Here is a 19189-nt window from a genome sequence, read left to right as displayed (position 1 = left end):
GTCCTCAATTCAACCGTACAGACAGTCGCGCAGCCGGGTCAGGCCCCGCGCCATCTCTTCTTTTGGGGCCACCATCGCGACCCGGATATATCCCTTGCCGGGGCTGTGCCCGCCAACTTCGCGGCTCAGATAGGCACCGGGCAACACCCGCACGCCTGTCTCCTGCCACAGCTTCAGCGCCGCAGCCTCGCCATCCTCGACGGGCAGCCACAGGAAAAACCCCGCCTGCGGGCTGTCATAGCCCGGCACATCGCCCATGATCTCGTCAGCCAGCGCGTATTTTTCCGCGTAAAGGCGGCGGTTCTCCACCACATGCAGCTCATCGGCCCAGACCTTCTCTGCGGCGTGCTGCAACGGCATCGGCAACGGCGCACCGGCATAGCTGCGCAACAGCTTCAGCCGCGCGATGCACTCCGGGCCACCGGCCACGAACCCGCTGCGCAACCCCGGCAGGTTCGACCGCTTCGACAGGCTGTGAAAGATCACCACACGCTCGGGGTCCGCCCCCATGCCATGCGCCACTTCCAGCGCCCCGGCGGGGGCCGCACCGCGATAGATCTCGGAATAGCACTCATCGGCGAAAATGCGGAAATCGTGCCGCTCGGCCAGCGCGATCAGATCACGCCAGTAGTCATAGCTCGCCACCGCACCCTGCGGGTTGGACGGCGAACACAGATACACCACCGCCGTGCGCGCCAGAACCTCGTCGGGCACGGCGCTGAAATCGGGCAAATGGCCGGTCTCGCGCGTGGCCGGCAGAAACACGGGTTCGGCCCCCACACTCAGCGCGGCAACCATGTAAACCTGGTAAAACGGGTTCGGCAGCAGCACCACGGGCCGCTTGCCGTTCTTCTGCTCGGGGCACAGCGCCATCATGGCGTTATACAACCCCTCGCGCGTCCCGTTCAGCGCCATCACGTTGCGCTCGGATTCCAGCCTGACGCCATAGCGCCGCGCGATCCAGTCACAGATCGACTGCCGCAGCCCGATGGTGCCCTCATTGACCGGATACCGCCCGAATTCGGCGGCATGTTCGGCCACCACATCGGCCACCCACGCCGGAAAGGCGTGTTTGGGCTCGCCTATGGTCATGTGCAGCACCTCGCCGCCGGGCGCATGGGCGTCCAGCAAGCTCCGCAGGCGCGGAAACGCATAGGCCGGTAGGTTCGAAAACCGCTCGGGAAACATCAATACTGCCTCAAGGTTCGGGGTCATTGCGCCCCGTTTCCCCTGAATCTACCCAAGCCCCCGCTCTGCGTCCAGCAAAACCAATGGCTTGACAGTCAGATTGTGACATTTTGGCAGAGCGGGAAAAATGTGCCCGGCAGATGCGAACCTCGAACGAGCCACCCGCAAGCGCACCATCGCGAATTCCTGACGCAACCGGGCAAGTTCTACATTACGCTCCCGGCCCCCCGCTCTCACAAGTCAGAAATGCGGCCTCTGCGCGCCCCACCTTTCTTCTTGCCGAAAAATATCCGGGGGTGAGGGGCGTCCCGAAAACGATCCGGGGGATCGTTTCAGCCCCGAACGGGCGGAGCCCCGGACAGGCCCAACGGGCGACGGGGGCAGAGCCCCCATTCCCGCTATCCGCCCAGAACATCCTCCGCCGCCTTGCTCAACCGCAACAGGCGTTCTTCGCCCATCGGCTGCCCGCAGAGCATGATCCCGCAACTCGGCACGCCCGTCGGCAGGGTCACGGCGGGCAAGCCCATCAGGTTGCCGACTCGGGTGTTGCGCAGGGTCAGCAGGTTTTCGGTGACGTAATACTCATCGTCGCTCATCAGCTTTTCGGCATCGGGCGGCAGGTTGGGGGCTGTCGGCATGATCACCGCGTCATAGCCCGCCACGCGCGCGTTCCAGCCCTGCCGCAGCGCCTCCAGCCTGCGCCACGCATCCACGTAATCAGCGGCGCTGATGTCCTTGCCGCCCCGGAACCGTTCAAGGATCGGCGCAAACATCTTGTCAGGGGCCGCCTCGATCACGTCGCGCCACAACCCATAGGCCTCGCCGGTATAAAGAACCCCCGACATCGGCATCGCCTCGGCCACTTCCGGCGCGTCGATCTTCTCGATGATCGCGCCCGCGTCCTCCAGCGCGACCACGGCCTGTCGATACCCCGCCAGCGGCGCATCGCGGACATCGTCCAGCACGACGGTTTGCAGCGCCGCCAGCCGAACGCCTTTCAGGCTGACACCCCGCAGATCGGCGGCGCGGGGCCGCCCCTCCAGCACTGCCAGCATCAGCGCCGCATCTTCCACGCTGCGCGCCAGCGGGCCAATCGTGTCGAACTTCGCCGCCAGCGGCACCGTGCCCTCCAGCGACACGCGCCCGGCGGTGGTTTTCAGCCCCACCAGATCGTTCCACGCCGCCGGAATCCGCACCGACCCCCCGGTATCGCTGCCGATCCCGCAGGCAGCCAGCCCAAAGGCCACGCTGGCCGCCGCGCCCGAACTCGACCCGCCGGGAACAGCTTTGGGGTCGTTCACACAGGGCGGCGTCGCCGTCATCGGGTTCAGCCCCAACCCGGAAAAGGCCAGCTCGCTCATATGCGTCTTGCCCAGACACACCGTGCCCGCCATCGTCGCGTTGCGCAGCACCCAGGCATCGCGTTCGGGCACCCGCCCCTCCAACAGCCTGCTGCCCGCCTCGGTCGCCACGCCGGCGCTGTCGAACAGGTCTTTCCAACTGATCGGCACCCCGTCCAGCGGGCCAAAGCGTTGCCCGGCCTTTGCACGCTCTGCGGCGGCGGCGGCCTCGGCACGGGCACGATCCCCCGTCACCACCGAATAGATGCGATCACGTGCCGGGTCGCTCTCGATCGCGCTCAGGAAGGTTTCGGTCAGTTCCACCGGGTCGATCTCGCCCGTGCCGATCCCGCGCCCCAGTTCCGCCGCGCTCATGCTCCGCCAATCGCTCATCCTGTCCTGCCTTTCGTGAAACCTTGTCGCAGGTGACGGTAACGGCAGCGCGGCGCATGGACAATCCCGCACGATGCGCCATAGTGCGGGGCATGGAACATGACAGCGATATCGTGATCGTCGGCGGCGGCCTGAACGGGCCCGCGCTGGCGCTGGCCCTGGCGCAATCGGGCTTTACCGTAACGGTGATCGACGCCCTGTCCGAAACCGTCCGCAAGAACGCCGCCTTCGACGGTCGCGCCTATGCGCTGGCGCTGTCCTCGATGCGCCTGCTGCGCGCCATCGGCATCTGGGACCGGGTGGCGGACCACACCCAGCCCATGCTGGAGATCAAGGTCAGCGACGGGCGCGCGGGCGAAGGCCCCTCGCCGTTCTTCATGCATTTCGACCATGCCGAGATCGAAGAAGGCCCGATGGGCTACATGCTGGAAGACCGCTACCTGCGCCGCGCCTTTCTCGAAGCGATGAAAGCCGAACCGCGCATCACGCAACTGCGCGATACCGTCACCGCGCAACAGGTGGACGCCCACGGCGCAACCGTCACACTGGCCTCGGGCAAGACCCTTTCGGCCCGCCTTCTGGTGGGCAGCGACGGGCGCGCCTCGGGAACGGCGCAGCGCGCGGGCATCCGGCGCACCGGCTGGGGCTATGGGCAAACCGCCCTCGTCGCCGCCATCGAACACGAGCTGCCCCATGACGGAACGGCGCATCAGTTCTTCATGCCCCCCGGCCCGCTGGCCATCCTGCCCCTGCCCGGCAATGTCAGCTCCATCGTCTGGAGCGAAACCGACGAGACCGCCGCGCGCTTCTCGGCCCTGTCGGACGAGGATTTCATGCAGGTGCTGCGCCCCCGGTTCGGCGATTTCCTCGGAGAGATCAGGCTGAAGGGCAAACGCTTCAGCTACCCGCTGACCCTGACGCTGGCCAACAGCTTCGTGGCCGAGCGGCTGGCGCTGATCGGCGATGCCGCGCACGGGATGCATCCCATCGCGGGGCAGGGCCTCAATGCCGGGCTGCGCGACGTGGCCGCGCTGGCGCAGGTGCTGGACGAGGCCCGCCACCGTGGCGAAGACATCGCCGCGCCGGATGTCCTCGCCCGCTACCAGCAATGGCGCCGCTTCGACACGGCGACGCTGGCGATGGTCACCGACATGACCAACAAACTGTTTTCAAACGACAATCCCCTGCTCCGGCTGGGGCGTGATCTGGGCATGGGCGCGCTCAACGCCATCCCGAAACTGCGCCGCGGCTTCATCCGCGAGGCGGCGGGCCTGACAGGCGACCTGCCGGATCTGATGAAGGGATAGGTAGGGGGCGCTGCCCCCGTCGCCCGTCGGGCCTGTCCGGGGCTCCGCCCGTTCGGGGCTGAAACGATCCCCCGGATCGTTTCCGGGACGCCCCTCACCCCCGGATATTTTTCGGCAAGAAGAAAAGGCAGGATTGCCCGGACTCAGCCGTTTTCGAAAATCCGCATGACCGTATCGCCATAGCGCCGCTCGTCCAGCAGGGTCAGCCCATCGGGCGCGCTCACCCCGGCGCTTTCTTCCCAGACGATCAGCGCGCCTTCGGCGATCCAGCCCCCTGATAGAGCGGCTGCCAGCGCCGCCTCGCCCATCTGCTTGCCATAGGGCGGGTCCAGGAACACCAGCGTCGCGGCATCGCCGGGGCACTCCCCCAGCTTTCGCGCATCCCGCTGTATAACGCGGGTGCGATCCTGCACCCGGCAAATCCCGATATTTTCCCGCAGCAAACGCAGCGCCACGCGCCCGTTTTCCACGAATGTCGCGCGCCCGGCCCCGCGCGACAGCGCCTCCAGCCCCAGCGCGCCGGTGCCCGCGAACAGATCGAGCACCACCGCGCCCCGGCACGGATCGCCGAATCCCCCGGCCAGCATGTTGAACAGGCTTTCGCGCACCCGGTCTGCGGTGGGGCGCAGATGCGCGCCCGCATCCCCCTTGCCGACACTGGCCAGCCTGCGGCCCCGGCACTCTCCGCCGATGATCCTCACGCGCGCAAAAGCGCCTTGAGGTCGCTTTCGGGGTCGGCCACCACATCCGGGTCGGCACTTTTGCCGGCATCGATCAGGCGCTTGCCCACCATATAGGCGCGCGGCTCGTTCATGGCGTCCACGGCCAGCAACCGATCGCCCTTGTAATACCAGAACGAGACATGCCCCTCATCGTCACCCGGCCGGGTGACGATCCGGTCATAGCCCGCATTCAGCCCGGCGATTTGCAGCTTCACGTCATACTGGTCCGACCAGAACCACGGCTGCGGCACATAGGTCTTGCCTGCGCCCATGATGTTTTCGGCCACGCATTCGGCCATGTCGATGGCATTGGGCACGCTTTCCAGCCTTATCCGCTGCCCATCCACCGGGAACGAGGCGCAATCGCCCGCCGCCCAGATATGGCTGTCGCTGCTGCGCCCCTGGTCGTCCACCTTGATGCCGTTCTCGATCTCCAGCCCCGCCGCCTCGGCCAGCGCCGTCGCGGGGGTGATCCCGACCCCGACGATCACGAAATCCACGTCCAGCGCGCTGCCATCGCTCAGCCGCGCACCGCTGACCCGGCCCTCGCCCGTGAGCGTCTCAAGGCCCACACCCTCGCGAATATCGACCCCATGCTTGCCATGCAGTGCCCTGAAATAATCCGAGGTTTCCTTCGCCGCGACCCGTTGCAGGATACGCCCGGCCATTTCCACCAGCGTCACCTTGAGCCCTTTCGAGGCCGCAACCGCCGCCGCCTCCAGACCGATATAACCGCCGCCGACGATCAGAACATGCCGCCCCTCTTCGAATTCGGGCGCCATGCTGTCCACGTCCTTGAGGTCGCGCACCACGTAAACGCCCTGCAATTCGCCGCCAATCGCCCCCGGCAGGCGGCGCGGCACCGATCCCGTGGTCAGCACCAGATCGTCATAGGCAATCTGCCTGCCCCCCGCGATCACCACCTTGTCGGCGCGGTCGATGGCCGTGACGGTCTCGTTCAGATGCAGATCGATCCCGTTTTCGCCATAGAAACTTTCGGGGCGCAGAAACAGGCGTTCAAGCTCCATCTCGCCCAGCAGGTATTTCTTGGACAGCGGCGGGCGCTGATAGGGCGGCACCGGCTCTTCCCCGATCAGGGTAATCGCGCCCTCGTATCCAAGGCTGCGCAGCTTCGCCACACAGGACGCCCCGGCCTGCCCGGCCCCGATCACGACAATACCGGCCATGTGAATTCTCCTGCTGTCAGAGTGGTCGCGCGACGCGCCGACCCTATATCTACAACCGCCTGTAACGCAACGAGTAGACAAGGACCGACCATGACCATTTCCAAAGGCGACAAACTTCCCGATGTCACACTGTTTTCGATGGGCGCCAACGGCCCCGAAGAGGTACGGATTTCCGACAGGACCACGGGGCGCAAGGTGGTGATCTTCGCCGTGCCCGGCGCCTATACGCCCACCTGCCATTCTGCCCACCTGCCCAGCTTCATCCGCACGAAGGATCAGTTCAGGGCCAAGGGTATCGATGAAATCATCTGTGTGTCCGTCAACGATCCTTTCGTCATGGGGGCCTGGGCCGTGGCAACCGGCGCGGCAAACGCTGGGATCACCATGCTCGGTGATCCTGAATCAAGTTTTACCAAGGCGATCGGTATGGATTTCACCGCGTCGCCTGTCGGCCTCATGGCCCGGTCCAGACGCTATGCCATGCTGGTCGAGGATGGCACCGTCAGCCTTCTCCACGCCGAGGAAAGCCCCGGCACATGCGAAATCTCGGCAGGCGAATCCCTGCTGGCTGCGATCTGATCTGATGGGGTGCGCCCCGGTGGCCCGTCGGGTCTTCGGGGCGTATTTCGGGGCGGGTTTGCGCCCATCATGGACGCAAATTTCCCAATACCCCCCGATTTTCGTACAAAACCCGCGTACACTTCGTACAAAACGTACGAAACTCAGCCGGCCCCGGACAGCCCGTCCATCTTGCGGGCCAGCTTGACATCCAGCGCGCTCAACCCGTCTACGTCATGGGTGGTCAGGGTCACCTCTACCGTGTTGTAAACATTGGACCATTCCGGGTGATGGTTCCATTTCTCCGCCCATAGCGCCGCCCGCGCCATGAACCCGAACGCCTCGGTGAAGTCTTTGAATTTATAGGATTTTTTAATCGCATCACGCGACTCGTCCAAGACCCACCCCGCATCGAGCAAAGGTCCGAGCGTGGTGTCGCGCGCAGTATCGCTGAGTTTCTCGGTCACTGGTGATCCTCCACTTGTGTTTTCCGAAACGGGCCAAAACTCGTAAGGATTTCAATATCTTCGTCCACCGCAACCTGCTCTGCCTCAAGGTATCGGGCAACCGCCTCCCTGAATCCCGGATCGGCAATCCAGTGCAGCGAATGGGTCAGCGTCGGCATATACCCCCGCGCCAGCTTGTGTTCCCCCTGCGCCCCGGCCTCGACCCGGCTCAGGCCGTGCTCAATCGAAAAATCCATTGCCTGATAATAACATAGCTCGAAATGCAGGCAGGGATGATGCTCGATGCAGCCCCAGTATCGGCCATAAAGTGCCGACCGTCCGATCAGGTTCATCGCCCCGGCAACCGGGCGCCCGTCCTGCTCGGCCAACACCAACAGCACATCATCGCGTAACTCATTGTGAACACTATCGAAAAACGCCCGCGTCAGATAGGGCGATCCCCATTTCCGCGCGCCCGTGTCCTGATAGAAGGTCCATATCGCGTCCCAGTGATGCGGTTGGATCTGGTCTCCGGTCAACTGTTTGATTTCACCCCCGAATTCCTGCGCGACACGCCGTTCCTTGCGGATGGATTTGCGCTTGCGCGAACTCAGCGAGGCAAGAAAATCGTCAAAATGGCGATAGCCATGATTGATCCAGTGATATTGCTGCGTCTTGCGCGACAGCAGACCCATCGCCTCTCCCGCCTGCCATTCCCCTGCGGTGCAAAACGTGGCGTGCAGCGATGAAATTCCATTGTTTTCAGCAACTTGAATGGCCCCTTGCAACAATGCCGCGCGGCCCGTTTCCTCATATCCCGGCCGTGTCAGAAACCGCCGCCCCGTCACCGGGGTAAAGGGTACGGCAATCTGAAGCTTGGGATAATAGTGCCCTCCGGCCCGCTCATAGGCATGTGCCCAGTTGTGGTCGAAAATATACTCGCCCTGACTATGCGACTTCAGGAAAAGTGGCGCAAAAGCAATGACTTGCCCATCCGCTTCGGCCCGCATGTAGTAGGGATGCCAACCCGTTCCCTCCCCGACTGAACCGCTATCCTCCAGCGCTTTCAGAAACCGGTAGGTCGTGAAAGGATCGTTCGGACGCCCCCCGTCAGCCGACTCGGGGCAGGCGCAGGCATCCCACTCCGCCGCATCGATCTGCGACAGGCTGTCGTGAATACTGATCGTAACGTCCTGCGCCGCCATTCTTTTCGCCCCCGTGGCCTATCCCCTATCTGTGGCCAAGACCACGTGGATCAAGACGGCGCGTCCGGTAGATACCCCTCGAACGTGATATTGTCGGCCCGCGACCGCGCATCTCTTTCGGCCTGGCGCGACCGGATCGTCCAGCACAGGATCGCCGCCCCTTCAGCGCGTAAATCGGCGACCCGCGGGTTGTCCAAGTCCTTGGAATCATGGCTGATAAATCCGGCTCCGGCACGGTCGAAATCGGGTATCGCGCGCAGGTGCTCCCGCACGCCGGACTTCAGCAAGGGCCAGTTCACACGCCGATATCCGCATGTCGTCAGACCGCGCGGCACGGCAGGCGCCAACTCGCGCAGGGCCGCCACCGAATGCGGATTGAACGACATCAGCGCCAGCGGCCCGCCATACCCTGCGACATCGCGCGCCACGGCAGTTTCCAACCGGCCATCGCCCTGCCCCATCTGGCCATGCTGATCCTTGAGTTCGACCAAAAGCGGCACCCGCCCGCCAACGATCTCCAGCACCTCGGCGAATGTCGGAATGCCTTCATCCCCGCCCTTCAGGCCGATCTGGCTCAGATCGGACGCGCTACGCTGTTGAACCGGGCCTTTCACCCCCGTCAGACGGCCAAGGTCATAGTCATGGAACACCATCGCCCGCCCGTCCGAAGAGAGTTGCAAATCAATCTCGATTCCATAGCCCGCCTTCATCGCGGCACGGATCGCGGCGCGGGAATTTTCCGGTCGGCCATCCTCGATGTCATGCAGCGCACGATGGGCCAGGGGCAAGCGTCGGAACGCATCGGGCAGTGGGATCATTTGATCTGGAAAGCCCCATCTATTTCAACGGCAACGCCAAAAGGCAGGGACGCTGCAGACACTGCCGAACGCGAATGTTTCCCCGTTTCTCCAAGCGCTTCGCCCAGAAAATCAGAGGCCCCGTTGATGACCTGCGGTTGTTCAACGAAATCGGCGGTCGAATTGACGAAACCGGTCAGCTTGACCACCCGTTGCAGCCGGTCCAGATCACCGCCGCAGGCCGCCTTGACCTGAGCCAGAAGGGCAATCGCGCAAACCCTGGCAGCCTCCGCCCCGGCGGGGGTGTCCATGTCATCGCCCAGTTTGCCGGTGATAAGCCCATCATCCCTTTTTGAAATCTGGCCCGACACATACAGCATATCCCCCACCTGGACATACGGCACGTAATTCGCCGCCGGGGCCGGTGCCTCGGGCAGGCTGACTCCCAGTTCGGCAAGTCTGGTTTCGAATTGTCCCATGTCACGTCTCCTCGACCTTCGGAAATTGCCGGGACGCTAGCGGCTGCCGCATCCGAATGAAATCAAAAAGACGCCGTTGCGCATCCCGTTTGCGTCGGCTGGCCGGCAGGGCACTGGCGAACCCGCCGATGTGCCATCGCCATCGACATGGCAGGTCAGCGCGTTTCTGCCAATTCGCATGTCTGAGATTGTCGCCATTCTGCCACAACAAAAAGAACTCTCACCTCTCCTTCTGGGCAGTCTGCTGTGATAGTCTATTTAACGCCTTGCGAACTATTCAACCTGGTTAGTCATTTGTCTGCTGCGCTGCGTAAACTCCTATTTCCGCTATCCCGTCCCATCGCCGCTCTGGTAATGGTCACCATTGTCGGTGCCTGTGCCACGCCCGGACCGGGGCACCCACCCACCGAGCCTTTCGATCCCTATGAAAGACAGAACCGCAAGGTTCACGAGTTCAACCGCTCGCTGGACAGGGCCATCATTCGCCCTGCGGGGAAAGGGTACAGTAACTTCCTGCCCGACGACATCGAAACCCTGATCGGGCGGTTTGCGTTCAACCTGTCTCTGCCCGCGTCCGTCGTGAACAACATCCTGCAAGGCAACGGAAAAGGCGCGACGGAAGACACCTATCGCTTCCTCGTCAACTCCACCGTGGGCCTGGGCGGTTTCTTTGATCCTGCCACCGAAATGGGCATGCCCGAGCCGACGGATACCGACTTTGGTGAGACGCTTTATGTCTGGGGCGTTCCCGAGGGCGGCTATCTGGAATTGCCGGTGCTGGGCCCTGCAACCGAGCGCTCCACCTGGGGCAAGGTGGTGGATCTGTTTACCAACCCGCTGAGCTACGCATTGGACTCGCCCGAGAACTACCTCGGGACCGTCGCTTCGGTATCGGCGAAACTCAGCGACCGCGGGCGGTATGCCGACACGATCGATTCGATCCTGTACGAAAGCGCCGACAGTTACGCGCAGGCGCGGTCGCTATACCTGCAAAACCGCCGATTTGAACTGGGTGGTGACAGCGCGGGTGGCGGTGCATATCTCGATCCGTATGATGATCCCTACAGCGATCCATATGAGGACCCCTATGATGAGTGATTTTTCGAGACGTCTTTTTCTGAAAACCGGGGTGGCCGTTGCGGGAGTGGCGGTGGCCCGGCCGGTGCTGGCTTTGACGGATGCGGGGGCGAAGGCCCTTGTCGACAAGGTTGTCGGGGACATCAACAGAGTCATCGGCTCGGGCAAGTCACTGAGTTCGATGATCAGCGACTTCGAGCGGATTTTCAGCCGGTACGCGGATGTGAACATCATCGCACGTTCGACCCTCGGAGCGGATTCGCGGCGGGCCAGCACGGCGCAGATGCGAGCGTTCGTCGATGCCTTTCAGGGCTATATCGCCCGGAAATATGGCAAGCGTTTCAATGAGTTCGTCGGTGGGCGGATCGAAGTGCAGGGCGTGCGCCAGGTCAAATCCTGGCATGAGGTGAAATCCATCGTGCACCTGCGCGGTCAGGCGCCGTTCGACGTGCTTTTCCTGGTTTCGGACCGGTCGGGGCGCGATCTGTTTTTCGACATGGTGATCGAAGGTGTCAGCCTGCGCCTGTCGGAGCGCACCGAGATTGGCGCGATGCTGGATCGCCGCCAGGGCAATATCGACGCGCTGATTCAGGACCTGCGCCAAGCGGGCTGAGTTTCGTACGTTTTGTACGAAGTGTACGCGGGTTTTGTACGAAACTCCGCGTGCATTTCATGTTTGGCATCCATGATGGACACAAACGAAACAGCGCGCCCGCGATTAAGCCGAAGTTAACCTGCTGACGGCAGGGTGTTGGCATTCCCCCGAAAGGAGCGCCCATGTCACCCGGCCCAACACCCAAGAACAGCGCAACGGACACCCCGGAACGAGGGCAGGAGTGCGGTCCCGGCCCATGACGGCGGGGAGTTCGCCTTGATACGTTTGAGTGGCACAGGACACACGCTGTTTCCCGAGGTCAGTGGAATGCTCCGAACGCCCATCCCGAGGCCATCGACCCCACCGCGGCCAGTCCGAGGTACAGGAGGAACGGCTTGATCCTCAGCACCGGGAAAATCGCCATTGCGCCCCAGATACTGACGACGCCGCCAGAGACCAGAAAGGCCATCGCCGCGCCAGTTGACATGCCATGGTCCAGCAGAGCGCGCGTCAACGGGAGCGCCGCATATCCGTCGATATAGGCAGGCCCGCCGACGATGACCGCCAAAGGAACCGCAAAGGCGCTGTCGCGGCCTACATATGCCGCGACGGCATTCGGTTCGAGCCATGCGTTCAGGAGGTATTCGGCCGCGAATGCGGGCGTGAGAACCAGCAAGATCAGGCGGGTGATCGACCAGCTTTCCCGGACAAACCGCATACGGCGGGCCGGGTCGCGCCAGATGCGCGGGTCGAATCCCCGCGTGTCCTGACAGCCGTCGCCGCATGGCCCGCCAAGCGATCCGACGATCGGGTTCGAGCGCAAGGGGGATTGGGCCCACTCGCGCGTGGCGATCAGCGCGGTCATGCCACCGCCGAACAAACCCAGCCCGATGGCCGCCAATGCCTTGCCCATGGCAAATTCCCTTCCCAGGGTCGCGACCGTCGCCGACAACATTGCCGGTCCCGTGATCGGCGAGGCCAGCCAGAACGCCATGACGGAGGCCAGCGGAACCCTTGCTGCAAGAAGCCCGGCCATGAGCGGCAAGACCGTCACGCCGCAAACCGGAAGCAAGGCGCCGAGGAGTGTGGCTCCGACGACCGTCTGCAAGGTCCGCCCATGAAACACCGCGGCCACCTGATTGCTTGCGCCGCTGGCGGTGATCCAGGCGGCGAGGACGATGCCCGGAATGACGATGGGCGTGACGTGGATCATGCCGAGCACGACGAACTGCACGGTCTCCAGCACGAAACCGGGCCACCATAAGATCAGCCCGACGAGCAGCGCACCCAGCAATACATAAACATGCCTGGCATCTGGCCTGGTCTTCCGAATGATTTCCGAAACCGACATGACGGCCTCCTGTTCTTGGAGAACAAGAGATAGCGCCTCGACAGGTATTTGAGAAACGAGTAGTTTTAAATTCAGGCATCGGAAATGCAAATATCATGGCACATATCAACAGCGACCACCTGCGCACGTTTCTGGCCATCCATGACGCCGGGAGCGTGACCGGCGGGGCCGCGCGCATCGGCCGGTCGCAATCTGCGGCCAGTCTTCAGATCAGGCAGTTGGAAGACGTGATCGGACAGCCGCTGTTTCGTCGTCATGGCCGGGGCGTTTCCCTGACCCCGGCGGGAGAAAAGCTGCGCCCGGTGGCGAGGCATGTGATCCAGTCTCTCGACACGACGCTTTCGGAGCTTCGCGGCGGGGGGCTGAAAGGCAAGCTGCGGATCGGAATGCCCGACGATCACGACCGATCCGATCTGGCCAATATCATATCGTCCTTTGCGGCCCTGCATCCCGATGTCGAACTGGAGGTTCATTGTGCCCTGGGATCGGGATTTGCGGCTGCGCTCAAGTCCGGTGCGCTCGACCTCGCGGTTTACGAAGTGCCCGAGCCGGGGAAGGACGATATAGTTCTCAGGCAGGATCATCTTGTCTGGATGTGCGGGAGGGATCACGATGTCTCGGCCTTGGACATTCTTCCGGTCGCCGTTTTCGATCACGACTGTTGGTGGCGCGACCTTGCCTTGTCCGGGCTGGATGAGGCGGGCAGGCCATATCAGGTCGTCTTCACGAGCGAGAGCGCGACCGGCGTTCGCGCCGCCGTACAAGCCGGGATCGCGGCGGGCCTGCTGAGCGTGTCAGAAGACCCGGAGGCCTTTCGCCCGCTTGAGGGGCTCAACACACGCCATCCGACATATCTGGTACTGCAGAAGGCACGCGACGCGAGCGGGCCTGTCTGCGAGGCGATGTGCGAGGCGATCCGGGACGCGTTCGCCTCGTGACCCGAGCGCTGTTCCCGGCTGATGGCCGATAAAGCGACGGCGTGTCAGTTCCCCATGCCGAGGATGCCGCGCAGGATGTTTTCGATCGGGTTGCCCTGATTGCGTTGCTGGCGCGGTTGATCGCGGCGCGGTGCGGGCGCGGGTTCGGGGCGCAGCATGGGCAGGGGGTGCGGTTCGATCCCTTCATGCACCCGCATCATGGTTTCATGCCAGATCTCGGCGGGCAATCCGCCCCCGGTGACGCCGGTCAGCGGCGTGTTGTCGTCATAGCCCATCCACACACCGGCCACGTAATCGGCGGTGAAGCCCAGGAACCACGCATCGCGCGCGGCCTGCGTGGTGCCGGTTTTACCGGCGGCATCGCGATCCGGCAGTTTGGCGCGGCTGCCGGTGCCGCCATGCACCACCTGATACATCATCCAGGTCAGTTCGCGGGCGGCCTTTTCCTGAATCACCCGCTCGCCGATACCGCCGCCGGTGCCCATCAGCGGCTGTTCATCGCCCAGAAGGCGCAGTTCCTTCAGCCCGTAGGGCGTGACCGAAGACCCGCCATTGAGGATACCCGCATAGGCGCCGGTCATCTCGATCAGGGTCGATTCCGACGCGCCGAGCGCCAGTGCCGGACCGGCGGCCAGATCGCTTTCGATGCCGAAATCGCCGGCCACCTTGCGCACCAGTTCGCGCCCCACGCTTTCCGATACCTTGACGGCGGGAACGTTGAGCGAATTCCTGAGCGCCTCGGTCAGGGTGACGCGGCCATAATGTTTGCGCGTGTAGTTTTCAGGGCACCAGCGGCCCGAGCCGGGCACGTCGAGACAGAACGGTTCGTCTACCACGGTGGAGTTGGGCGTATAGCCCAGTTCCAGCGCCGTGGCGTAGACGAAGGGCTTGAAGGCCGAGCCGGTCTGGCGCTTGGCCTGCGTGGCGCGGTTGAAGGCACCGCTTACCTTGGTTTTACGCCCGCCCACCATGGCGCGCACCGCCCCGTCGGCGGACATGACGACAATCGCCGCCTGCGCCTTGGAGCCTTCGCGGACCTTGTTCTCGAAGATGTATTTCAGCGCGTCCTCGGCGGCCTTCTGCATGCGCTGATCGAGCGTTGTCTTGATGATCACGTCTTCGGTGGTGTCGCGGGTGAAGAATTCGGGCCCCGAGGACATGACCCAATCGGCAAAATAGCCGCCCGCCTGTTTCTCGGCGGCTTCGGACAGTACGGCGGGGTTGGCCAGGGCGGTGGCGGCATCGGTCGGGGAAATATAGCCCTGTTCCTTCATCAGGCGCACCACGACGCTGGCGCGGTTCTGCGAGCGTTCGAGATTGGCGGTGGGGGCGAGCGTGGAGGGGGCGGTCAGCAGGCCGGCCAGCATCGCGCCTTCGGCCACGTTCAGCTTGCCCGCGCCCTTGCCGAAATAGCGTTGCGCGGCGGCCTCGGCCCCGTAGGCGCCGCCGCCCAGATAGGCGCGGTTGAGGTAGACCGACAGGATTTCGTCCTTGGAATACTTGGCTTCCATCGCCAGGGCGAACACGGCCTCCTTGGCCTTGCGCGCCAGCGAGGTGCGGCGGCAGTCGGCCACGTAGTCGGCCTCGGAGTCCCACTGGGTCTTGTCGTATGCCACGCCGAGGCACAGCAGTTTCGCCGTCTGTTGCGTGATGGTCGAGCCGCCATGCCCCTGCAACGGGCCGCGCCCTTCGCGCAGGTTGATGCGGATGGCGCTGGCGATCCCGATGGGATCGACGCCGGGGTGATAGTAGAATCGCTTGTCCTCGGTCGCGACGACGGCGTTTTTCAGGGCCGGGCTGATGGTCTCGGTGGTGACGACGCCGCCGAACTGATCGCCGCGCCAGGCGAACACGTCGCCGTTGCGATCCAGAAGCGTGACCGACCCGCGCGAGCGGCCGTCCAGAAGCTCGTCGACCGATGGCAGGGTGGCATAGGTATAGGCCACGGCCACAGCCACGATCAGGGCCATCACCGCGCCAACGCGCCAGCCAATTCCCCAAACCAGCCGGAGCCCCCAGCCGATCAACCGCATCGGCAGCGACAACAGGCCCCTGCGCGCGGGCGCCTTGCGCGCAGCCGGTTTGCGCCGGGCCGGTTTGCCGGTTTTCCGTGCAGGTTTCTTTTTCGGCGCGGAATAGCGCTTGTCCGCCACGAGGCGGGGTTTCTTGCGGCCTGAATTGCTCATGTTTGTCCTGCCCGGGACCCTTTGGTTTTCGCCAGTCTATAATGCCGCGTGGCAAAAGTTGACCCCTGCAATGCCTGTCTGCCCGCTTATTTGATTGATTATTTTTTATGCAATTACAAATTTACGCACATTTATTAATCATTGCATCCCTCAAATCCACCCCTTTCCGGGCCTGTCACCTTCCAGACTCGGCATCCAACGCCTTTGCTGCAGGTGCAAACCGCACAGGGTGACAGAAACCGAAAGGGACACCAGTGAAACTCATCATTGCGACAATCAAACCGTTCAAACTGGAGGAGGTCCGCGAAGCGCTGACCGAAATCGGTGTGCGCGGAATGATGGTGACGGAAATCAAGGGCTTCGGCTCGCAGTCGGGGCATACGGAAATCTATCGCGGCGCGGAATACGCCGTGAACTTCGTGCCCAAGATCAAACTCGAAATCGCGGTATCGACCTCGATGGCCGATCAGGTGGTCGACACGATCACCAACACCGCCCGCACCGGCAAGATCGGCGACGGCAAGATTTTCGTTCTCGACATCCAACAGGCCATGCGCGTGCGCACCGGCGAAACAAACGAAGACGCGCTTTGAGACGCGAGGGGGAAAGGATTATGGACATGAAACGCTTTATGAAAACCGGTCTGGCCGCCGGGGCGCTGATCGCCCTGCCGTCGCTGGCGCTGGCGCAGGACGCGGCAGAGGCCGCACCGGGGTTCGACGAGATCGGCCCCTACATCATGACGACCCTGCTGTTCTGCATGGCGGGTTTCCTCGTCTTCTTCATGGCGGCGGGCTTTGCGATGCTGGAAGGCGGGCTTGTGCGTTCCAAGAACGTCACCATGCAGATGACCAAGAACATCGCGCTCTATTCGATTGCGGCGATCATGTACTGGCTGGTCGGCTTCAACACCATGTATCCCGGTGATTTCAACGGTTTCTTCGCCATAGGCGGCCAGACCGTTCTTGATCCGGTGGGTGTTGCGGCGGCTGACGCGGCGCTTGATTACGCCTCGGTCGGGTCGGATTTCTTCTTCCAGTTGGTGTTCGTTGCGGCGACCGCCTCGATCGTGTCGGGTGCGCTGGCCGAGCGGATCAAACTGTGGCCGTTCCTGATCTTCGTGGTCGTGCTGACGGGCTTCATGTACCCGATCTCGGGCTCCTGGCAGTGGGGCGGTGGCTGGCTGTCCGAGGCCGGTTTCTCGGACTTCGCCGGGTCGACCGTCGTTCACTCGGTGGGTGGCTGGGCCGCTCTGGCTGGCGCCATCGTGCTGGGCCCGCGCCTTGGCAAGTATGGCAAGGACGGCAAGGTGCATCCGATTCCGGGTTCGAACCTGGCACTGGCCACGCTCGGCACGTTCATCCTGTGGCTGGGCTGGTTCGGCTTCAATGGCGGCTCACAGCTTGCGATGGGCACCGTGGGTGACGTTTCCGACGTGTCGCGCATCTTTGCAAACACCAATATGGCCGCAGCCTCCGGTTCCGTCGTGGCCCTGATCCTGACACAGGTCCTGTATAAAAAGCCCGACCTGACGATGGTTCTGAACGGCGCACTGGCCGGTCTGGTCTCGATCACCGCCGAACCGCTGGCACCCACCCTGTTCGGTGCGCTGTGGATCGGTGCCGTCGGTGGCGTGATCGTGGTCTTCACCGTGCCGATGCTGGACAAGTTCAAGATCGACGACGTTGTCGGCGCCATTCCGGTTCACCTGGTTGCCGGTATCTGGGGCACCATCGCCGTTGTCTTCTACAACAGCGACGCCAGCCTCGGCACGCAGCTTATGGGCATCATCGCCTATGGTGCGTTCACCTTCGTGGCCAGCCTGGTGCTGTGGTTCATCATCAAGGCCGTCATGGGCCTGCGGGTGGACGAAGAGACCGAAATCAACGGTCTGGACATGGCGGAACTGGGCATGGAAGCCTACCCCGAGTTCTCCAAGACCTGATCCTTGGACGCTCGGCACGAGCAGCCCAAAAAGAGAAAGCCCGGACATCGCGTCCGGGCTTTTTCATGTTCCGCAGGCGGACAAACGGGGTCAGTCGTTCACGCGCGCCGGTGCGCCGGTGGCCATGTTGGTGCCGATATAGGGCTTCTGGGCCTGCTTCCACGCGCCAAAGCCCCCCTCCATATGGGCGATCTTGTCGATCCCGGCCTCGATCGCCGCGCGCGCCACCTTTTCCGACCGCACGCCCGATCCGCAATGGAAGACGATCTGCTTGTCGCTCTGACCCGGCAGTTTATGCGCGTTGAAGAACGGCATCGGCAGCAATAGCGCGCCCTCGATATGCTCGAACATGTATTCCTGCGGTGTCCGCACATCGATCAGCACGATCTCGTTTTTTTCGCAGGCTGCGGCCACATCTTCGACGGTCCATGTCTGAAATTCGGCTGCGCCAATGGTTTCGGTTTTCATCGCGTTTCCTTTTGTCTTTTCGGGGTGTTCAGAATCGGTTTGCGGGGATCTTGAAATAGCTGTTCCCGTCATTCTCGGCCTCGGGCAGACGACCGCCGCGCAGATTCACCTGAAGCGCATACAGCATCCGGTCGGGCAGCCCGAGCGTGGCGTCGCGTGTATCGCGGATTTTCATGAACTCTTCGCGACTGACCCCGCCACCCATATGCGGGTTGTTGGCGCGGTGTTCGGCAACCGTGGCCTCCCAGGCGGGCTCGGTCCGGTCCCCGACGGGCGGGTAATCATGGCCGATGAACAGACGCGTTTCATCGGGCAGGGCAAGGATGGCTTGCAGGCTGTCGTAAAGGTCTGACGACGACCCGCCGGGGAAATCGGCGCGCGACGTGCCCACATCCACATGCATGAACGTGTCATGAACAAACGCGGCATCCTCGCCCACCACATAGGTGATCGACCCTAGCGTATGCCCGGGCGACAGCATCACCCGCACGTCCAGATTGCCCAGCCTGAAGGTTTCCCCGTCTTCGAACAGACGGTCGAAATCGCGGTCGGGATCGAAGGCGCCGGGGGTGTTGTAGATCTTCGTCCACAGCTTACCGATATCGCGCACCTTCGCCCCGATGGCGGCGGGCGCTCCAAGCTGTTCCTTGAGCCAGGCCGAGGCCATCATGTGATCGGCATGGGGGTGGGTGTCGAGAATCCATTCGACGCTCAGCCCTTGCTGGCGGACGAAATCGACGATCTCCTGCGCGCTTTCGGTCGAGGTCCGCCCCGAGGCCGGATCGAAATCCAGCACCACGTCGATCAGCGCGGCCTTTTTCGTGGCCTCATCGACCGCGACATACTGGATCGAGCCGGTGGCCGGGTCGTGAAACCCGGTGACGGTGGGTGAGGTCGGCCCGGTTGACGGGCTTGTGCGTGTAAACATTGCGTCCCCTTTCGAAATCCGTTTGCATTCAGATAATGGAATGTAAATTCATGCCAACCCTTACAGGCATAATTCTTTC

General features: G+C 63.1%; 19 protein-coding genes. 7 read left to right on the top strand and 12 right to left on the bottom strand.

Features of this window, described 5'->3' with window-relative positions:
• Window positions 1-9 precede the first annotated feature (9 nt).
• Both KPG71_RS09125 and KPG71_RS09120 read right to left on the bottom strand, forming a co-directional pair.
• On the bottom strand, window positions 10-1188 hold the full coding sequence (locus tag KPG71_RS09125) for an aminotransferase class I/II-fold pyridoxal phosphate-dependent enzyme (protein ID WP_216337984.1): 1179 nt from the start codon (window positions 1186-1188) through the stop codon (window positions 10-12).
• 398 nt (window positions 1189-1586) lie between these two features.
• Entirely contained in the window at window positions 1587-2921 is a 1335-nt protein-coding gene (locus tag KPG71_RS09120) for an amidase (RefSeq protein WP_216337779.1), read from the bottom strand.
• Between the two features lie 56 nt (window positions 2922-2977).
• On the opposite strand from KPG71_RS09120, the gene KPG71_RS09115 reads away from it, so the two are divergent.
• Window positions 2978-4228 (top strand): UbiH/UbiF/VisC/COQ6 family ubiquinone biosynthesis hydroxylase, encoded by a 1251-nt coding sequence (locus KPG71_RS09115; RefSeq protein WP_216337778.1) that lies wholly within the window; start codon window positions 2978-2980, stop codon window positions 4226-4228.
• Window positions 4229-4371: 143 nt separating this feature from the next.
• On the opposite strand, the gene rsmD is transcribed toward KPG71_RS09115, so the two are convergent.
• Both rsmD and KPG71_RS09105 read right to left on the bottom strand, forming a co-directional pair.
• On the bottom strand, window positions 4372-4929 hold the full coding sequence (gene rsmD / locus KPG71_RS09110) for a 16S rRNA (guanine(966)-N(2))-methyltransferase RsmD (protein WP_216337777.1): 558 nt from the start codon (window positions 4927-4929) through the stop codon (window positions 4372-4374).
• Window positions 4926-6137 (bottom strand): NAD(P)/FAD-dependent oxidoreductase, encoded by a 1212-nt coding sequence (locus KPG71_RS09105; RefSeq protein ID WP_216337776.1) that lies wholly within the window; start codon window positions 6135-6137, stop codon window positions 4926-4928. Before KPG71_RS09105 ends, rsmD begins: the two co-directional genes overlap by 4 nt.
• 90 nt (window positions 6138-6227) lie before the next feature.
• Here KPG71_RS09105 and KPG71_RS09100 point away from each other — a divergent pair, with 90 nt between their 5' ends.
• Window positions 6228-6716, top strand: coding sequence for a peroxiredoxin (locus KPG71_RS09100; RefSeq protein ID WP_216337775.1), 489 nt, complete (start codon window positions 6228-6230; stop codon window positions 6714-6716).
• Between the two features lie 143 nt (window positions 6717-6859).
• On the opposite strand, the gene KPG71_RS09095 is transcribed toward KPG71_RS09100, so the two are convergent.
• The 4 genes from KPG71_RS09095 to KPG71_RS09080 are packed head-to-tail and all read right to left on the bottom strand — an operon-like array spanning window position 6860 to window position 9622.
• Window positions 6860-7162 (bottom strand): 4a-hydroxytetrahydrobiopterin dehydratase, encoded by a 303-nt coding sequence (locus KPG71_RS09095; protein WP_216337774.1) that lies wholly within the window; start codon window positions 7160-7162, stop codon window positions 6860-6862.
• Window positions 7159-8346, bottom strand: a complete 1188-nt coding sequence (locus KPG71_RS09090; protein WP_216337773.1) for a GNAT family N-acetyltransferase — start codon at window positions 8344-8346, stop codon at window positions 7159-7161. Before KPG71_RS09090 ends, KPG71_RS09095 begins: the two co-directional genes overlap by 4 nt.
• A 50-nt stretch (window positions 8347-8396) precedes the next feature.
• Entirely contained in the window at window positions 8397-9164 is a 768-nt protein-coding gene (locus KPG71_RS09085) for a glycerophosphodiester phosphodiesterase family protein (RefSeq protein ID WP_216337772.1), read from the bottom strand.
• A complete protein-coding gene (locus KPG71_RS09080) occupies window positions 9161-9622 on the bottom strand; it encodes a RidA family protein (RefSeq protein WP_216337771.1) in 462 nt (153 codons plus the stop codon). The genes KPG71_RS09085 and KPG71_RS09080 overlap by 4 nt, the downstream gene beginning before the upstream one ends.
• Before the next feature lie 354 nt (window positions 9623-9976).
• Between KPG71_RS09080 and KPG71_RS09075 the strand changes: the two genes are divergently transcribed.
• Together KPG71_RS09075 and KPG71_RS09070 are read left to right on the top strand one after the other, a co-directional pair.
• Window positions 9977-10720, top strand: coding sequence for a VacJ family lipoprotein (locus KPG71_RS09075; protein WP_216337770.1), 744 nt, complete (start codon window positions 9977-9979; stop codon window positions 10718-10720).
• Window positions 10710-11312 (top strand): phospholipid-binding protein MlaC, encoded by a 603-nt coding sequence (locus tag KPG71_RS09070; protein WP_216337769.1) that lies wholly within the window; start codon window positions 10710-10712, stop codon window positions 11310-11312. Before KPG71_RS09075 ends, KPG71_RS09070 begins: the two co-directional genes overlap by 11 nt.
• Before the next feature lie 301 nt (window positions 11313-11613).
• Here KPG71_RS09070 and KPG71_RS09065 read toward each other — a convergent pair whose 3' ends face one another.
• Entirely contained in the window at window positions 11614-12645 is a 1032-nt protein-coding gene (locus KPG71_RS09065; RefSeq protein WP_216337768.1) for a permease, read from the bottom strand.
• 95 nt (window positions 12646-12740) lie between these two features.
• Between KPG71_RS09065 and KPG71_RS09060 the strand changes: the two genes are divergently transcribed.
• Window positions 12741-13583 (top strand): LysR family transcriptional regulator, encoded by an 843-nt coding sequence (locus tag KPG71_RS09060; RefSeq protein ID WP_216337767.1) that lies wholly within the window; start codon window positions 12741-12743, stop codon window positions 13581-13583.
• Window positions 13584-13627: 44 nt separating this feature from the next.
• On the opposite strand, the gene KPG71_RS09055 is transcribed toward KPG71_RS09060, so the two are convergent.
• A complete protein-coding gene (locus tag KPG71_RS09055; protein ID WP_216337766.1) occupies window positions 13628-15769 on the bottom strand; it encodes a transglycosylase domain-containing protein in 2142 nt (713 codons plus the stop codon).
• Between the two features lie 254 nt (window positions 15770-16023).
• Between KPG71_RS09055 and KPG71_RS09050 the strand changes: the two genes are divergently transcribed.
• Together KPG71_RS09050 and KPG71_RS09045 are read left to right on the top strand one after the other, a co-directional pair.
• A complete protein-coding gene (locus KPG71_RS09050) occupies window positions 16024-16362 on the top strand; it encodes a P-II family nitrogen regulator (RefSeq protein ID WP_216337765.1) in 339 nt (112 codons plus the stop codon).
• 26 nt (window positions 16363-16388) lie between these two features.
• The gene (locus tag KPG71_RS09045; protein WP_253196180.1) at window positions 16389-17714 is read left to right on the top strand and encodes an ammonium transporter; all 1326 of its coding nucleotides are present in this window, start codon (window positions 16389-16391) and stop codon (window positions 17712-17714) included.
• Window positions 17715-17804: 90 nt separating this feature from the next.
• On the opposite strand, the gene KPG71_RS09040 is transcribed toward KPG71_RS09045, so the two are convergent.
• Both KPG71_RS09040 and KPG71_RS09035 read right to left on the bottom strand, forming a co-directional pair.
• Entirely contained in the window at window positions 17805-18182 is a 378-nt protein-coding gene (locus KPG71_RS09040; protein WP_216337763.1) for a rhodanese-like domain-containing protein, read from the bottom strand.
• 28 nt (window positions 18183-18210) lie between these two features.
• Complete coding sequence (locus KPG71_RS09035) at window positions 18211-19110, bottom strand: MBL fold metallo-hydrolase (RefSeq protein ID WP_216337762.1); 900 nt, start codon at window positions 19108-19110, stop codon at window positions 18211-18213.
• Between the last annotated feature and the right edge of the window lie 79 nt (window positions 19111-19189).

The sequence above is a fragment of the Roseovarius sp. PS-C2 genome, assembly GCF_018862045.1.
Lineage (GTDB): Bacteria > Pseudomonadota > Alphaproteobacteria > Rhodobacterales > Rhodobacteraceae > Roseovarius.
The sequence above is the reverse complement of the archived record's forward strand: the minus strand, read 5'-3'. Positions and strand labels throughout refer to the sequence as shown.